This is a genomic window from Sporosarcina sp. Y352, from assembly GCF_056786535.1.
Genome location: NZ_JBXCJE010000003.1, coordinates 305,341 through 321,152, shown reverse-complemented (window position 1 = coordinate 321,152; position 15,812 = coordinate 305,341). Strand labels below are relative to the sequence as shown.

The 15,812-nt window shown below is 38.1% G+C and carries 13 protein-coding genes and 1 pseudogene; 11 read left to right on the top strand and 3 right to left on the bottom strand.

Annotated features, from left to right (window positions below):
- Positions 1–91: 91 nt before the first annotated feature.
- Together AC1TO6_RS07065 and AC1TO6_RS07060 are read right to left on the bottom strand one after the other, a co-directional pair.
- Entirely contained in the window at positions 92–1,036 is a 945-nt protein-coding gene (locus tag AC1TO6_RS07065; protein ID WP_482100900.1) for a 3-hydroxyacyl-CoA dehydrogenase family protein, read from the bottom strand.
- 447 nt (positions 1,037–1,483) lie between these two features.
- Positions 1,484–1,819: a 2Fe-2S iron-sulfur cluster-binding protein gene (locus tag AC1TO6_RS07060; protein WP_482100899.1), complete on the bottom strand. Its 336-nt coding sequence runs from the start codon at positions 1,817–1,819 to the stop codon at positions 1,484–1,486.
- 475 nt (positions 1,820–2,294) lie between these two features.
- On the opposite strand from AC1TO6_RS07060, the gene AC1TO6_RS07055 reads away from it, so the two are divergent.
- From AC1TO6_RS07055 to AC1TO6_RS07020, 8 genes are all read left to right on the top strand, one after another.
- Positions 2,295–3,050 (top strand): GTP cyclohydrolase II, encoded by a 756-nt coding sequence (locus tag AC1TO6_RS07055; protein WP_482100898.1) that lies wholly within the window; start codon positions 2,295–2,297, stop codon positions 3,048–3,050.
- Positions 3,043–4,155 (top strand): bifunctional diaminohydroxyphosphoribosylaminopyrimidine deaminase/5-amino-6-(5-phosphoribosylamino)uracil reductase RibD, encoded by a 1,113-nt coding sequence (ribD, locus tag AC1TO6_RS07050; RefSeq protein WP_482100897.1) that lies wholly within the window; start codon positions 3,043–3,045, stop codon positions 4,153–4,155. Before AC1TO6_RS07055 ends, ribD begins: the two co-directional genes overlap by 8 nt.
- Before the next feature lies 1 nt (position 4,156).
- Complete coding sequence (locus tag AC1TO6_RS07045; protein ID WP_482100896.1) at positions 4,157–4,723, top strand: 5' nucleotidase, NT5C type; 567 nt, start codon at positions 4,157–4,159, stop codon at positions 4,721–4,723.
- A 624-nt stretch (positions 4,724–5,347) separates the two neighbouring features.
- A complete protein-coding gene (locus tag AC1TO6_RS07040) occupies positions 5,348–6,703 on the top strand; it encodes a sigma-54 interaction domain-containing protein (protein WP_482100895.1) in 1,356 nt (451 codons plus the stop codon).
- A 230-nt stretch (positions 6,704–6,933) separates the two neighbouring features.
- Positions 6,934–7,626 carry a CoA transferase subunit A gene (locus tag AC1TO6_RS07035; protein ID WP_482100894.1) on the top strand — a complete coding sequence of 231 codons (693 nt, stop codon included), beginning with the start codon at positions 6,934–6,936 and terminating at the stop codon, positions 7,624–7,626.
- A gap of 19 nt (positions 7,627–7,645) precedes the next feature.
- Positions 7,646–8,311 (top strand): 3-oxoacid CoA-transferase subunit B, encoded by a 666-nt coding sequence (locus tag AC1TO6_RS07030; protein WP_482100893.1) that lies wholly within the window; start codon positions 7,646–7,648, stop codon positions 8,309–8,311.
- Between the two features lie 37 nt (positions 8,312–8,348).
- Complete coding sequence (locus AC1TO6_RS07025) at positions 8,349–9,677, top strand: GntP family permease (RefSeq protein ID WP_482100892.1); 1,329 nt, start codon at positions 8,349–8,351, stop codon at positions 9,675–9,677.
- 48 nt (positions 9,678–9,725) lie between these two features.
- Positions 9,726–10,493 (top strand): 3-hydroxybutyrate dehydrogenase, encoded by a 768-nt coding sequence (locus AC1TO6_RS07020; RefSeq protein ID WP_482100891.1) that lies wholly within the window; start codon positions 9,726–9,728, stop codon positions 10,491–10,493.
- Between the two features lie 491 nt (positions 10,494–10,984).
- On the opposite strand, the pseudogene AC1TO6_RS07015 reads toward AC1TO6_RS07020, so the two are convergent.
- A pseudogene (locus tag AC1TO6_RS07015) lies at positions 10,985–12,433 on the bottom strand (RNA-guided endonuclease InsQ/TnpB family protein).
- Between the two features lie 155 nt (positions 12,434–12,588).
- On the opposite strand from AC1TO6_RS07015, the gene AC1TO6_RS07010 reads away from it, so the two are divergent.
- The 3 genes from AC1TO6_RS07010 to tig all read left to right on the top strand — a co-directional run bounded on the left by AC1TO6_RS07010 (position 12,589) and on the right by tig (position 15,762).
- Positions 12,589–13,197: a protein kinase family protein gene (locus AC1TO6_RS07010; protein ID WP_482100890.1), complete on the top strand. Its 609-nt coding sequence runs from the start codon at positions 12,589–12,591 to the stop codon at positions 13,195–13,197.
- Between the two features lie 193 nt (positions 13,198–13,390).
- Positions 13,391–14,362: a tetratricopeptide repeat protein gene (locus tag AC1TO6_RS07005; protein WP_482100889.1), complete on the top strand. Its 972-nt coding sequence runs from the start codon at positions 13,391–13,393 to the stop codon at positions 14,360–14,362.
- A 113-nt stretch (positions 14,363–14,475) separates the two neighbouring features.
- Positions 14,476–15,762 (top strand): trigger factor, encoded by a 1,287-nt coding sequence (gene tig / locus AC1TO6_RS07000; RefSeq protein ID WP_482100888.1) that lies wholly within the window; start codon positions 14,476–14,478, stop codon positions 15,760–15,762.
- The last annotated feature ends 50 nt before the right edge of the window (positions 15,763–15,812 follow it).

Below are 15,812 nucleotides of genomic sequence, written 5' to 3'. Positions count from 1 at the left end.
ATTAATCTTAAAAAGGGAGTATGTCTACAAGACAGCTCCCTTTAATTTTTGTTTCAAGACATTTGATTAAGATTAATCACTGATAACGAAATTATTTATTGTTGTTATTTTTAATATTAGCTAGTCTAATGAAGTTTACATCACGTTCATTAATTCTTCTCTGAACTTCATCGTTACCTGAATAAGTGAATAAGCCATTACCTGCTTTAGTTCCGAGATTCCCACTTTGAACTTTTTCTTCAACAAATAGTGGGACTTTCTCTTCTTTGGATAGAACTGGTGCCAGGTTCTCTACTACGCTCTTCCAAATATCTAGTCCACCAAAATCTGCAGTTTCTAATGGTCCAATGAATGCCCATCTGAATCCAGGCCCAGCGGTGATAGCTAAGTCAATATCTTCTGCGTCCGCAATACCGTTGTCTAAAAGAAAGAATGCTTCACGGACTAATGCAGCTTGTAGACGATTGGCAATTAGGCCGGGAATATCTTTTTTCAAGACAATCGGTTTCTTACCGATATTTTTCAAAACTTCTACTGTGCGATCAATGATATCTTGTGAAGTTTCTGGACCTTTTACGACTTCTACAAGTGGAACTAAATGTGCTGGATTGAAGAAGTGAGTAATGATTAGACGGTCTGTCTTTTGAACGCCTTCTGATAGTTGCTGAATGGAAAACGTAGATGTATTGGATGCAATAATCGTATCGTCTTCTATGACTTCCTCTAACTGCTTAAATAAGTCGAATTTAATGGTTAGATTTTCAGATACTGCTTCAGTGACAAATCGCGTTCCGCTAACCGCCTCTTTTAAATCAGTAGATGTAGATATTCGTTTTAATGTATTTTCTTTCACAGATGCTGTAATCGAATTTTCTTGGATTAACATGTCCAAGTTATCAGAGATTCGTGTCATTGCAGTTTCCAAAAACTCGTCGGAAATATCATACATATATACATTGTAGCCTGCTTGTGCGTATAACTGAGCAATTCCATGACCCATTGTACCTGCGCCTAACACAGTGACTTTCTCTGCCATAATAAAAACCTCCCTCGATTAATCATTCATTTCATTACTTCCGGAAGGCTCTTTGTAAAGTCAACAAAGCCGCCTTAATTAAGATGAAAACGCCTATTGTAAAAGTTCGTGTATCATTGAAGTTAGCAGACTAACTAATGAGAGGAAGTTTTAAAATGGCACACCAAAAGAATATCATACAAAAACGGAAGTTTAAATAGCTCTTGAATACAGAATGGTATTCGCATTGAGAAATCACTAGAAGCTTGGAGCATACTAATCAAGAATCAGGTCTGGTCACCTGGCGCTGTGGTTAGATATTAAAAGCAACAAAATGTTTGGGAAGACAAGCCTATGGTGTCCACTAATACCCTTTATAACTGGGATTATGATTGGTACTCAGTAGGCCATTGCAAGTAAACGGCTAATCTGCAGACGTAATAGTTTAAATGAAAACTGGAATTCGAATTAGTCGGCTGGCCTTTCTCCAACGGCATTTCCAGTGTTTTCTATTGTCATGATTGGTCGAACAGTAATATCTCCACTTACAAGAATTTGGCAAGATAAACGCAAACAATCATCAAATAAATGTTCATCAATTCCTTTATCCGCAAAGGCCTTCTTTTCCTTTTTGGTTATCTCTAAGTAATCACCTTCCAAAATCTCTACTCTGCAAGTCGTACATACAGCTTTGCCTCCGCACCGATGTAGGATATTTATTCCGTTATCTTCTAGCGCTAATACTAACTTTCTCCCTATTTCGACTTCAAAAGTTCTATGACCAAAAACAGTTACATTAGGCATTTTGTACCTCCTCAATTAAAAAGAAAATGATAAATTTAAAATGGTCTATACTATAGTTATTCTCTAACTACACCTTCTTAAGACATGAAATAAAAGATCTTATATCGAAACGATGAAACAAGTGTTAAAAGAGTTTAGGACTTTGATTACAAGAAGTACTTTTATAACCCCAAAAGCTAAATCCTGATAGAGGTCTTGTATGGTTGACGCTATTCACAGGGGAATGTTATGTTGTATAGAATAAATATCTTTATGTGAATATATTTGTTTGTTCATATGAAGGGAAAAAGATATCGATTATATGCCTGCAAAAATGGTAAACAGAGATGACGAAATAATTGAACAAACTATGCGAGATAAAGTAAGTGTTGTACAATAACAGGTATCATATGAATCGAATGGTTAATATAATGAGGTATGTTACTTACAGATCAATTCACACTAAAATCCAAATTTAAATAAAAGGAATGATTTTATGCTACATGCGAAACTGGAATCGAAAGTTATTGATGTCCTAAAAGAAAAAATTCAATTGATTGAAACAGATGAAGGTGCTATCTACTTAGTAGGACCTATTAAACTGCCTGTGAATATTTTTGGAGAAACGGTTGTTTTTCAATGGTATTGCTGGCTTAATCGATGCCAAGTTACGGAAAATTATCAAGAAATCATTGACCAACTGTCGTCTGCCAATTTGGCGGAGTTTCAGCAGTCAAGTGTGCTTGTATACGGGGATTTTGAAGAAGCGGATGATGCGCTGATTAGGATGCATTCAATTTGTCATACGGGAGATATATTTGGTAGTAAAAGATGCGATTGCGGTTATCAGTTGAAGCAGTCAATGAAGAATATTGTGGATCATGGGACAGGTGCATTGTTTTATTTGGCGAACCATGAAGGCCGTGGAATTGGTTTATTCAGCAAAGCGATGGCATATGTACTTCAGGAGAATGGTTACGATACAGTGGAAGCAAACGAAAGCCTTGGATTTGTCGATGATTCTAGAAATTACGAGGATGCAATTCGCGTTCTAAAGAAACTCCGATCAAAACCTGTAAAGCTTATGACGAATAATCCAAAGAAAATGGAAGCACTGCAAAATGCCGGTCTTCCTATATCTGGACGAGAACCATTATGGGGCGATAAATCAGAGTTCAATGAGAAGTATTTGCAGACAAAGATTCGACGTTCTGGGCATATGGAGGAAGAAGGGACATCTACACATGACTAACCATGAAATATACATGAATTTGGCCCTGGAGAATGCACGTGCGATGAAAGGGCAAACTGATCCGAATCCACTTGTCGGTTCGGTCATTATCAATGGAAATCGAATAGTTGGTATCGGTACACATTTGAAGGCTGGTGAACCGCATGCTGAAATCCATGCTATCCGTATGGCTGGCGAGAAGGCAAAAGGTGGAACGATTTATGTCACCCTTGAGCCGTGCTCGCATTACGGGCGGACAGGCCCTTGTGCAATAGCGATCGTTGAAGCGGGAATTAAGAAAGTAGTCATTGCCACGCTAGATCCGAATCCAGTTGTTGCCGGCAACGGTGTAAAGATTTTGGAAGATGCAGGAATTGAAGTGGTTGTGGGTGTATTGGAAGAGAAGTCTCGAAAGATGAATGAAGTATTTAACAAATTCATCGTCGAACAAAAGCCATTCATAACGATGAAAGCTGGAAGCACATTAGATGGAAAAATTGCTACGCATACAGCCGACAGCAAGTGGATTACATCACCTGAAGCGAGAAACGATGTACATGTATTGCGAAATGAAAATATGGCAATTTTAGTTGGTGTAAATACCGTAATCGAGGATGATCCCGAATTGACGACGAGGATTCCGAATGGAAGGAATCCGATTCGAATCATTTTAGACTCCTCGCTGCGTATTCCATTAGATTCAAAGGTTATTACAGATGGGCAGGCGGAAACTTGGATTTTCACTGCAAATAAGTATAATCAAGATGCCAAGAAAAGTCTGGAAGAACAAGGAGTTTCGATTTATCCCACTTCAGGAATCAAGCAGGTAGACCCGAATGATGTCGTTCGGATTCTTGGTGAAAAGCTTGTTTCTTCTGTACTAATCGAGGGGGGAGGTTCAATTCACGCTGCTTTCCTGGAAAACCAGCTCGTCGACAAAGTGGAGATATATATCGCACCCAAACTAGTTGGAGGTGCCAATGCACCTACATTCCTTGAAGGAACAGGAATTGAACTAATGCGTGATGCTGTCGATTTGGAAAACCTTCACATTACTCAAATTGGTAAAGACTTCAAGTTCACTGGCTATCCGAAATATACTAATAGACAAACTGAGGGAGTTTAATATGAAATTCGGTTTTGATATTGATGATACATTGATCAATCTTAGAGAACATGCTTTTCAAATATACAATAAAAAGTTAAATCGGAATGTGAATGTAGATCTCTTTCATGCACTGGAAAAGGTTGAAATTCACGAGCTTTTTGACATGACAGCTGAACAAGGCGGCGAGATGTGGAGCAGTTCGCTAGATGAAATCTATTATACATCGTGCCCGCCGTATCCTGATGCAGTGGAAACATTGCAAAGGCTGGCTAAAGAAGGACATGACATCTATTATATAACGGCGAGGCCGAAAGAACATGGCGAGCGTACAATGGAATGGATGATTGAAAATAAGTTTCCGGTTCAAAAAGATAGATTTTATTATGGAATGAATGATGAAGACAAGGTTCATATAATTAAAGATTTAGAACTTGACTATTATTTCGATGACAAGCCTGCAGTTCTAGAGACATTGAGAGATCGGCCCCTAAACGTATTCGCGAAGAGCCAACCCTACAATACGCATTTAGATATTCAGCGAATCGTGAACTGGTCTGAACTATTCGATTTACTAATTGAAGAATAAAAGCAGATGCACGACACTGTTGGTACAGCACACTACAATCCCATAGGATAATGCAAAAGCTCAGCCGTATTCACAAAAGGTTGAGCTTGTTTGTATTTCTAATGAAGTTGTTATTAGCCTATAGTACCTTTCATTATTAGGGATTAAATCTATAACCTGTAGAGTGGTCTCTTCGAATAAATTTAATCACAGTATATTCATCCTGAAACTTACAAATTGCTAGTATAATCGAAGAGATAGAGGGAAAAGGGATTAAATGCATGAAAAGTGAAATGAGTCAGTTGTTTGAGGAACAGAGAAATGTTCATGTACTCTATTCATATTATGATATGGAAAATTACCTGAAACAGCTTTTGAGCATTATTCAAGAATGAGGGATTTCGCAGTACTCGTGTGTGATTTATTAGAGAGTAACTTATTGGAATAAAAAAAAAGTGAAATTCTTTAAACCTAGTCTTGCTATTAGGAAGGAGTTATGACTGTTTTAAGAATAAAGATGGTCGCTCTAAAGCATGAATTCGGTTGTAGAGTAACTACAAAGAGTGTAGATTGAATGCTAATTGAAACAAAGTAATGATTTGAGATTTTGAGATTAATTGTTAAGCAACAAGGGAGGGGAATACCATGAAAGCATTGTCTGAACATTTACCTGAATCCGTTCTTACGCAAATACTAGAAACTGCATTTCAATGGTTTGTTGTGGTTGATAAAGACTCTAGGATTATGTATATCAACGAAGATTATTGTGAATTCTTAGAGGTTGAGCGAGAAGATGCAATCGGTAAACCTGTAGACGAAGTAATTGAAAATACTCAAATGCATGAAGTTATCAAAACAGGTATAGAGCATATCGCTTCGCCTCACTTCATTAAAGGAACCTATATGTTAGCAAACAGAGTGCCATTGACTGTAGACGGTGAAATTGTAGGAGCTTTCGGAAGTGTGATATTTAGGGACCTCAATGAATGGCGTAATCTAAGTTCTCGTGTGAAAAGTACAATTGAAAAAATTCATTTCGGAGCTATTGCTACTTCCGGTTCAGCTTATCGGTTAAATGAAATTCAAGGATCTTCTCAAGTAATCAGATCCATTAAGGAAACTATTCAAATGATTGCTCCTAGTAATCTTCCTATACTCATCCAAGGCGAAAGTGGAACGGGAAAGGAGTCTTTTGCTCATAGTATCCATCAGCTATCTGATCGGTCAGAAAAGCCATTAATAAAGATTAGTTGCGCGGCAATCCCCCCCGAGTTATTGGAAGTAGAACTATTCGGTAACTCTGATTTAAATGCTGAACAATCCACTCAACTTGAAAAGGGTGGGCGATTCCATTTAGCAGATGGGGGAACTTTATTTTTGGATGACATAGGAGACATGTCACTTCCGGTGCAGGCAAAATTATTAAGTGTTTTAAATGATGGCGAAATAGGTTCACATGAGTTACATAAAACGAGGAAAGTAAATGTTAGGATAATTGCAGCTACAAATAAGCCTTTGAAAGCTTTGATTGAGTCTGGAAAGTTTCGGGAAGATCTTTATTACCGAATACAGGCGATTACGCTTGAAGTTCCCCCGTTACGTGAAAGAATGGAGGACTTTCTTGATATAACAAATTACTTATTCCATGAAGCTCTACTTAAAGCAGGAAAAAGAAATCTATTGATTGCCACGAAAACAATGGATTATTTGCAAGCCTACCATTGGCCTGGAAATGTTCGTGAACTGCAAAATGTTATTCAAGCAGCAGTCTATTTGACGAATGGAGAGACGATTGAACCAAATGCATTGCCACAACAAGTAAAAATGGAACGAATTTTCAATGCAAATAATTTTGAGACATTAGCTGAATTAATAGAGAAAGTAGAGAGGGATATTTTATTTGAAACATTGCAACATCATCCAAATAAACGAGATGCAGCCAACGTTTTGGGATTAAGTAAAAGTACATTCTATGAAAAAGTTAAAAAATATAACTTATGACCTATATTCCGGTTAATCGGAATGTTGTCCGGATTTACGGACTTCGAAAAGAGCGAAGTGTATGTAGTGTACTGAATTATCTGAACGTATTCCGGATATCTGGAATACGTTTGTTGAATTGATTAGAATGCCCGTAATATAAGGGTTTGCAAGCGTATTTATTATCTGTTTAAATGAATGAAAGCGTTTTAATCTTCACCGTTCATACAAATTTGTGAGGAGGAAATTACATGAAACAAATTTATGCTTCTGCAGAAGAAGCTGTTCAGCAAATTCAAGATGGAGCAACGGTCATGGTGGGGGGGTTTGGTCTAGTTGGTATTCCAGAGAAATTAATTCTTGCTCTTGCTAAGAGTGGAGTTAAAGATTTGACGGTTATTTCGAATAACTGTGGAGTGGACGATTGGGGACTAGGGATTCTCTTGAAAAATAAACAAATTAAGAAAATGATAGGATCATACGTTGGTGAAAATAAGGAATTTGAACGCCAAGTTCTATCAGGGGAAATTGAGGTTGAATTGACGCCTCAAGGAACGCTAGCAGAAAAAATACGTGCAGGTGGAGCTGGGATTCCGGCGTTTTTCACACCTGCTGGCGTAGGTACTTCGGTTGCTGAGGGCAAAGAAATTCGTTTATATGACGGCAAAGAGTATGTATTAGAAGAAGCATTAAAAGCAGACTTCGCGTTGATTCGCGCTGCTAAAGCAGATACATTTGGAAACTTAATTTATAACAAGACTGCTCAAAACTTTAATCCGATGATGGCTGCTGCCGGAAATTTCACAATTGCAGAAGTAGAAGAAATTGTAGAAAGCGGTGATTTAGATCCGGATATGATTCATACACCTAGTATTTACGTGAAAGGATTACTTCAAGCAAACCAAGAAAAACGGATTGAACGTTTAACGATACGTTCTTACTAATGAAAGGGGACTGAAGTTCATGAGTCAAATCAATATGAGAGAGCGAATTGCAATGCGTGCTGAAAAAGAATTAAAAGACGGCGATTATGTGAACCTCGGTATAGGTATGCCAACACTTGTTGCGAACTTTATTTCAGAGAATAAAACTGTCGTCCTTCAATCTGAAAATGGACTTTTGGGGATTGGTCCATACCCCACGGAAGATCAAGTCGATGCAGATTTAATAAATGCTGGGAAAGAAACCGTAACAAGTATTCCGGGGGCGGCATTTTTTACAAGTGCTGAATCGTTTGCCATGATTCGCGGTGGTCACGTTGATGTTGCTATTTTAGGAGCTATGGAAGTATCTGAAAAAGGTGATCTCGCTAACTGGATGATTCCTGGAAAGATGATTAAAGGGATGGGCGGCGCAATGGATCTTGTACATGGCGCAAAAAAAATCATTGTGATTATGGATCATACTGCGAAAGACGGAACGGCAAAGATTAAAAAAATGTGTGAACTACCTCTTACAGGAAAAGGAGTAGTAAACCTAATCATTACCGAGCGTGCACTAATTGAAGTGACTTCAGGTGGATTGGAACTAAAAGAAGTTTTTGAAGGGTTTACTGTCCAAGACGTCATTGACACTACAGAAGTTAACCTAATTATGAAAAATGTAAAAGTAGACGTTCAAATAAATTAAAAAATCGTCTTAATACAAATTTTGGGGGGAAATGTTCATGGGAGTATTAGGTATGATTGGTCTTATCGGAGGATTGGGACTACTAATCTTATTAACGATGAAAGGGGTAAACATTTTAATTGCTGGACCCGTTTCAGCATTGTTTGTTGCGTTAATGAGTGGCATGTCGTTATTCCCACAGCTTGCTGGTGAAGGGGAGGCAAACTTCGTCACGAGCTATATGACAGGTTTTACTGGATTTATCATGTCATGGTATTTAATGTTCCTGTTAGGTGCTGTGTTTGGTAAAGTTATGGAAGACAGTGGGGCTGCAGATGCTGTCGCTAAATGGTTTGTAGAAAAGTTAGGTATGAAATTTGCAGTTTTAGCAATCGTAGCTGCGTGTGCAATCCTAACATACGGTGGTGTAAGTTTGTTCGTAGTTGCTTTCTCGGTATATCCAATGGCTATCTCATTGTTCAAACAAGCAAATTTACCTAGAAGATTCATCCCGGCAACACTTGCACTAGGATCTGTTACTTTCACAATGACGTCTGCTGGTTCTCCAGAAATTCAAAACTGGATTCCCATTGAGTTTTTAGGTACGACTCCTTATGCTGGATGGGAAGTTAGTATAATTGTTGCTGTTTTCATGGCTGTGTTTGGTTATTGGTGGTTAAAACGAATGATTACCAAAGCGGTGAATAAAGGCGAACTATTTGTAGATAGGGAATCTGATCCGACATTCGATACAACTCGCGCATTACCCAATCCGTTCATGTCAATGATTCCACTACTAATTGTATTGTTAATTTCCTATGTATTCCACAATTCTCTTGAGCAATCTGCACTAATAGTCGCTCTCCTCGGAGGAATAATAGCTACCTTCTTTGTAGGTAGAAAATTTTCAAGCAATTTCGGTGCGGCAGTTTCTGCAGGTACACTCGGGGCAATGGTCGCAATAGGTAATACTGCTGCTGTTGTTGGTTTCGGAGGAGTGGCAAGGAATGTGCCTGCTTTCCAAAACGCTGTAGATGCAATGACCAATATTCCAGGATCGCCTTTAATTGGCGCGGCAATCGCAGTATCTGTTATTGCAGGAATGACAGGTTCATCATCAGGTGGTCAAGCAATTGCGCTGCCGCTACTGGCTCCGCATTATCTGGATATGGGTGTAAATGCAGAAGCATTGCACAGAGTTGTCGCAATCTCATCCGGTGCTCTCGATTCACTTCCGCATAACGGTTACGTTGTAACGACTATCCAGTCAATTGCTGGTGAGACGCACAAAGCCGCGTACGGGGCAGTAGGTGCAGTAACTGTAATTGTTCCGGCAATCGGTGTTGTTATAGCCATTATATTATTTTCATTTGGATTTGGGATTTAATGGTTATTAGATGTTTACTAGAGACTATATTAATGAGGGGGAATTAATATGCAGAATGGAAAAGTGCTTTTAATAACCGGTGCCGCACAGGGAATTGGCTTTGAAATTGCGAAAGAGTTTTCAAAAGCTGGTGCCACGGTCGTTCTTACGGATATAAATGAAGATAAAGTTAAAGACGCAGCTTTATCACTTGGAAATGGAGTAGTTGGGTTAAAGTGTGATGTGACGATAGAAGAAGATTTAAAGCTAGCAATTGATCGTACAATCACCCAGTTTGGGCGCATAGATATATTAATCAATAATGCAGGTATGCAACACGTCGCGATGTTAGAGGATTTCCCAACAGAGAAATTTGAACAACTGATTAAGATAATGCTGACTGCGCCGTTTATGGCTATCAAACTAGTATTGCCGCATATGCGAAAACAAAAATTCGGAAGAATCTTCAACATGGCTTCCATCAATGGATTGGTTGGATTTGCAGGGAAAGCTGCTTATAATTCCGCGAAGCATGGTGTTATTGGCTTGACAAAAGTGGCGGCATTGGAAACAGCAGAAGATGGAATTACTGTTAATGCAATTTGTCCGGGATATGCAGATACCCCTTTAGTGCGCAATCAGCTTCAAGACTTAGCGAGTATGAGAAATGTTCCCTTTGAGTCTGTACTTGAAGAAGTAATTTATCCATTGGTTCCACAAAAACGTCTTCTCGATGTGAAAGAAATTGCAGAACTGGTTTTATTCTTATCAGGTGAAGGCGCGAAAGGAATAACTGGGCAAGCGGTAGTACTTGATGGAGGGTATACGGTTCAATGAATAAATGGGTTGTAAACTAAAATAAGCGTGTTTCTAACTATTCTATGATTAAAAGAAAGAACGGCTGCTATCTAACTTGATAACTTAATCAATATTGACATTTAAGTGGTTTATATTTATAGTGATACTACAAATTAAACTAGTCAATTTCCGTTAAGGGGAGTAGCTAATACAGTAAAGTCGTCAACACAGGACTGAATCCTCGGCTTTATTGGCAACAATCGTTGTTTGCGAGACCTTACCATTTATTTGGTGAGGTCTTTTATTTTTTAGAGGCGCTTTAACCAAGTATTGGTTATGGCGTTTCTTTTTATTTTCATGAGCACTATGAGCCTCCCACGACTGAGGTCACGGGTGTTCTTGGCTTAATCATAAAGTATCAGGCTAAGGATATCCTACAAATAGTGATATTACACTTTCGAACTCTAGAGCTTAGCCCTGGTCATTCTATGAACCTCCCACGACTGAAGTCACGGGTTTCAGGGTTAGTGCTATCGCACATTGACCACTTGAGGCTGGGAACACACAGCCGCTATACCGTTAGCGAATGCTTTCGGCACTACTTTTCTTAGGATGTTTGCTGCACCATTAACATCCGCATTTATTAAAAAATTATTTTTAGTACGGTAAATACCGCGTTTTAATCTTTTCCCACTGAATATTCGTTTGACATTATTCCCCGATTTGTAGGTCGGAATAATGTCTTCATCTACAAAACTTGCCTGAGATGTGTAGCTTTCTTCAATTACAATTACTGAAATGCCCTCAGCATTCGCTTTGTAACTGATTAATTCTATTAGCAGTGAGTGTGGCACTTGGACAAAGTTTTGATTATTTCTTTTTCCTAATTCTATTTTTTGTTTCCACCCCACATTCTTGCCAATAACAATTGCATCGATGTTTCTTTCCACGGCTATTTTCACGATATTGAAACTAACTTTATGGAAAAAGTCTTTGATTTGTCGATGTCTTGCGGAATCTAATTTTACTAACTTTTTGGAATGGAAGTTTCCTTCTCTTGGTTTTTGTCCGTTACGAAGAGCAGCGTAGTAATATGCACGCATTTTGTTGTACCACTGATTGATGGATTTTACTTTACCGCCTTTAAATAGGACTGGGACGTGCTCTGTATTAAACACTAGCGCTGCAATGTTATCAAGACCTAAATCGATACTCATGCATCGTTCCATTTTGACAGATAATTATTTTTTCATCTCGATTAAAAACACTAATTCAACAGTAAAACAATTGTGCTTGGGTATGATTCTCACTTGTTGAAACTTACCGTTGAAATTTGCTAACTTACCAATATTTATTTTTCTTTTAGTTTTTGGGAAGCTTAGATATTTACCGTCTTTAATTTTGCAAATTTGATTCGATAAAGTTGATTCTTTTCTGCTTCCTCTTGGGAGGTAACCAGGAATAGAAGGTCTTCCTTGATATTTCCCTGTATTCTTTTTGAAGTCTTTCAAACTTGCGAAAAAACTAGTCCAATTTTGCACGACATTTCTAAGAACCTGTTGATTTATCTGACCTGGTAATGAATAATAGTCTTTTTGTTTAATTGTTTTAAATAAACAATCCAGAAAATTGTAACCTAAGAAGGACTTTTCTTTTGAAGGCAGCTCAAATAGATTTACCTTTATTTCTTTTTGTTCGTCTCTTGGTTTCATTTGTTCTTTTTCTAATCTTTTTAGATAAGCTTTTTGTTGATTGACATTCATTTTATTGATGTTATCAAGAATTACTTTTATTACTTCTTGTTGTAAAGGTTGTAATACACCTTCATTGTTTAAAGTAGTAAAAACTTGCCTGATAAAGAAGTTTGTCGTGTTATATAGGTTATTACTATTTAGACAAAGTTCATCGAAATAAGTATACATTTTATGGCCATTTTTAATGTTGATTTGAAAAGTTCGATATTCCTTGTTCGGCTCCATAGTTTGTCACCTGCCTTATTTAAGAATATTCTACCAAATAGAATGCATGTTCGTCTAGTGATGTCCCTTTAGAACAAAAAAAGAAAGCCAATTCATCCCACGACTGAAGTCACGGGTGTTCTTGGCTTAATCATAAAATTATTGGAGGTTAATATTTGACTACTTATCAAGAGCTTGTAAATACGGTCATCATTAACGAGAAAAATCAACTGGTTCGATACGATAAATCTTTAGAACACATCGGAACAGGAAGAAGTGCATTTGTATTCAGGATCAAATCATCAAATATATCAATTAAAGTGTTCTTTCCAATATTTATACACATCGCAAAAGAAGAAGCTGAAATTTATAAAGTGCTTCAAGATACTCCTTATTTCCCTTCGATTTATGAGACTGGATTAAATTATCTGGTCATGGACTATATTGATGGTTATACACTTTTTGAATGTTTAACACATGGAAAAGTTATAACAACCGCGCATATCGATGAAATTGATCACGCACTATCCTTGGCTTCGAATTTGGGCTTAAATCCATCTGACATTCACTTGCGCAATATTTTCATCACTTCAAATAACGAGATAAAGCTCATTGATGTGGCACGTTATAGGCAAAAGAAAGATTGTCAGCAGTGGAATAACCTGAAAAAAGCTTACCCTCAATTTTATCGCAAATGTTTCATTAGCAAGAAAATTCCTAGCTCGATCTTGAATGTCATTGCTTTCCTATATAAGAAACGATTCATCCCGTTTTTTCAACAATGAAGATCAATTCTTACCTAGCACTGGGATTAGGTGTTTGGTAGGGAAAATCGCATTACTTCACAGAGGTGCATAACACTATTTTCGTCCTGATTATCCGTGGGACAAATAACGTTTCTACAAAACACTTCGGAAATTAATGTTAAATTATAAAACGCTATGATATAGTGAGAAATGATGAAAGAAGGTGAGCGTATTGAGAAAGAAATACGGAAGACTCAGGAAAAAAGAAAACCTAATCGTCTTCCCGGGAACTTTTGAAAAGCTAGTTGAAAAAGGGCATGTTGCCGTTGAGACAGAGGACTACGAACAAGCGGTTGAAGCATTTGATCAGGCAATTGTTTATGAACCTGATAATCCGGAATTTCTAGGACCTTACGCTGTTGCCCTTTACGAAACAAAAGAATTTCGGCGAGCTAAGGAAATTGCGGCAAGGCTACTTCATAGTGGAACTGCAGATTACGTCGATGCTATGGAACTGTATTTGACAATCAGTATTCAGCTAGAGGAATATGATGAAGTCGAAATGACCATTGATGCGCTGCTTGATGAAGGAATTGTTCCGCCAAATATGCTCAACAAATTCAATTACCTAAGGGAATTGAATGCTCGTTTGTCAGAACGCTATGCACTTGATGAGCCGGGTTTTAAAATGGAATCCTTCGAATTCGACGAATTCATGAAGATGGATGCTATGACACAACAGTATGCACTTGCTTCACTTGAAGGTAGTGATTTATCAGACCTTGCTCCTTTACTGAAGGAAATAGCTGTACAGGACGACGTTGCACCACTAGCCATTACCTTCGCTTTGACACTGTTGCATCAAACAGGGGACGATGAAGAACTTGTAATCAGTAAATTTGGTTGGAAAAAGCAAGTTGTTCCTGCTAATATGACTTTGCCTGGACAAGATGCAATGACGAAAGAAGTCCTTGAAAAGATAGAACGGCAACTCTTTCAAGATCCATCCAGATTGGAAATGGCGCAGGGGCTCATCGAGAAATTCGCAATTACTGCATTCCCTTTTGGATGGGGGAATAATAATTCGGAAGACGTTGCGACAGCTTATGTAAACTACATAGAAAGCCTCTTTTCGGGTGAGCAGTTGCCTGAGACAGAACTGAACTTACTTATCCAGCAGATTGACAACGATTCGGACCTTTAGCAAAGTACGAAATCTGTTGAAAGATGAAGAGACTATGATATACTGAAATGGTTGTCAATGGAGTATATACGTATCAAAACATATTGGCCAAAACGATTCGGAGGTAATTAATTATGTCAGTTAAATGGGAAAAACAAGAAGGAAACAAAGGGACTCTTACAGTAGAAGTACCTGCAGAGGTAGTAACAGCAGGTCTTGATAAAGCATTTAAAAAAGTTGTGAAAACAGTACAAGCACCAGGATTCCGTAAAGGGAAAATGCCACGTCAAATGTTTGAAAAAATGTATGGTGTAGAATCACTTTACAATGAAGCACTTGATTTCATTCTTCCAGAAGCATATTCTAATGCACTTGACGAAGCGGGCGTTGAACCAATCGACCGTCCTGAAATCGATATCGAACAAATGGAAAAAGGGAAAGAGCTTATTTTCAAAGCAGTTATTGCATTGAAGCCTGAAGTTAAACTTGGCGACTACAAGGGTCTTGAAGTAACACGTCAGGATACTGAAGTTACTGATGAGGAAATCGAAGAACAACTAAAAGAACGTCAACAAGCTTTCGCAGAACTAGCTTTGAAAGAAGATGGCACTGTTGAAAACGGTGATACAGTGAAAATTGACTTTGAAGGTTCAGTTGATGGAGAACTTTTCGATGGTGGTAAAGGCGAGCAATACGATCTTGAAATCGGTTCAGGTTCATTTATCCCTGGATTTGAAGAGCAATTGATTGGCATGAAAACAGACGAAGAAAAAGATGTTGAAGTAGATTTCCCTGAAGAATATCATGCGGCAGAACTTGCGGGTAAAGCAGCTATTTTCAAAGTGAAACTTCATGAAATCAAATCTAAAGAAATTCCTGCATTAGATGACGAACTTGCAAAAGAAATAGACGAAGAAGTTGAAAGTCTTGACGCATTGCGTGCGAAGTTGAAAGAAACAACTTTGGCAGAGAAAAAAACTGCTTCCGAAACAGCACTTCGTGATGATCTTGTAGAAGCAGCAGCACGAAATATGGAAGTTGACATCCCAGAAGTGATGGTTGAATCTGAAGTTGAACGTATGATGGAAGAATTTGGACAACGTCTACAATCACAAGGAATGAATCTTGAGCTTTACTTCCAGTTCTCTGGACAAGATGAAGAAGCGCTTCGTACTCAAATGCAAGAAGACGCACAAAATCGTGTCCGTGTTTCTTTAGTACTTGAAGCAATTGGTAAAGCTGAAAGCATTGAAGTTGCAGAAGAAGATATTAATGCTGAACTCGAAAAAATGTCTGAGCAGTTCGGCATGGATATCGAGCAAATTAAAACAACGCTTGGTGGAACTAAAGTTCTTGAAAACGATCTTCGTTTCAACAAAACAGTTGAATTCTTGGTAGAAAACGCAAAGATTACTGAATAATAAAGTGAATTAAGGACAAGGTACGGAAGACCGTACCTTGTTTTTCATAG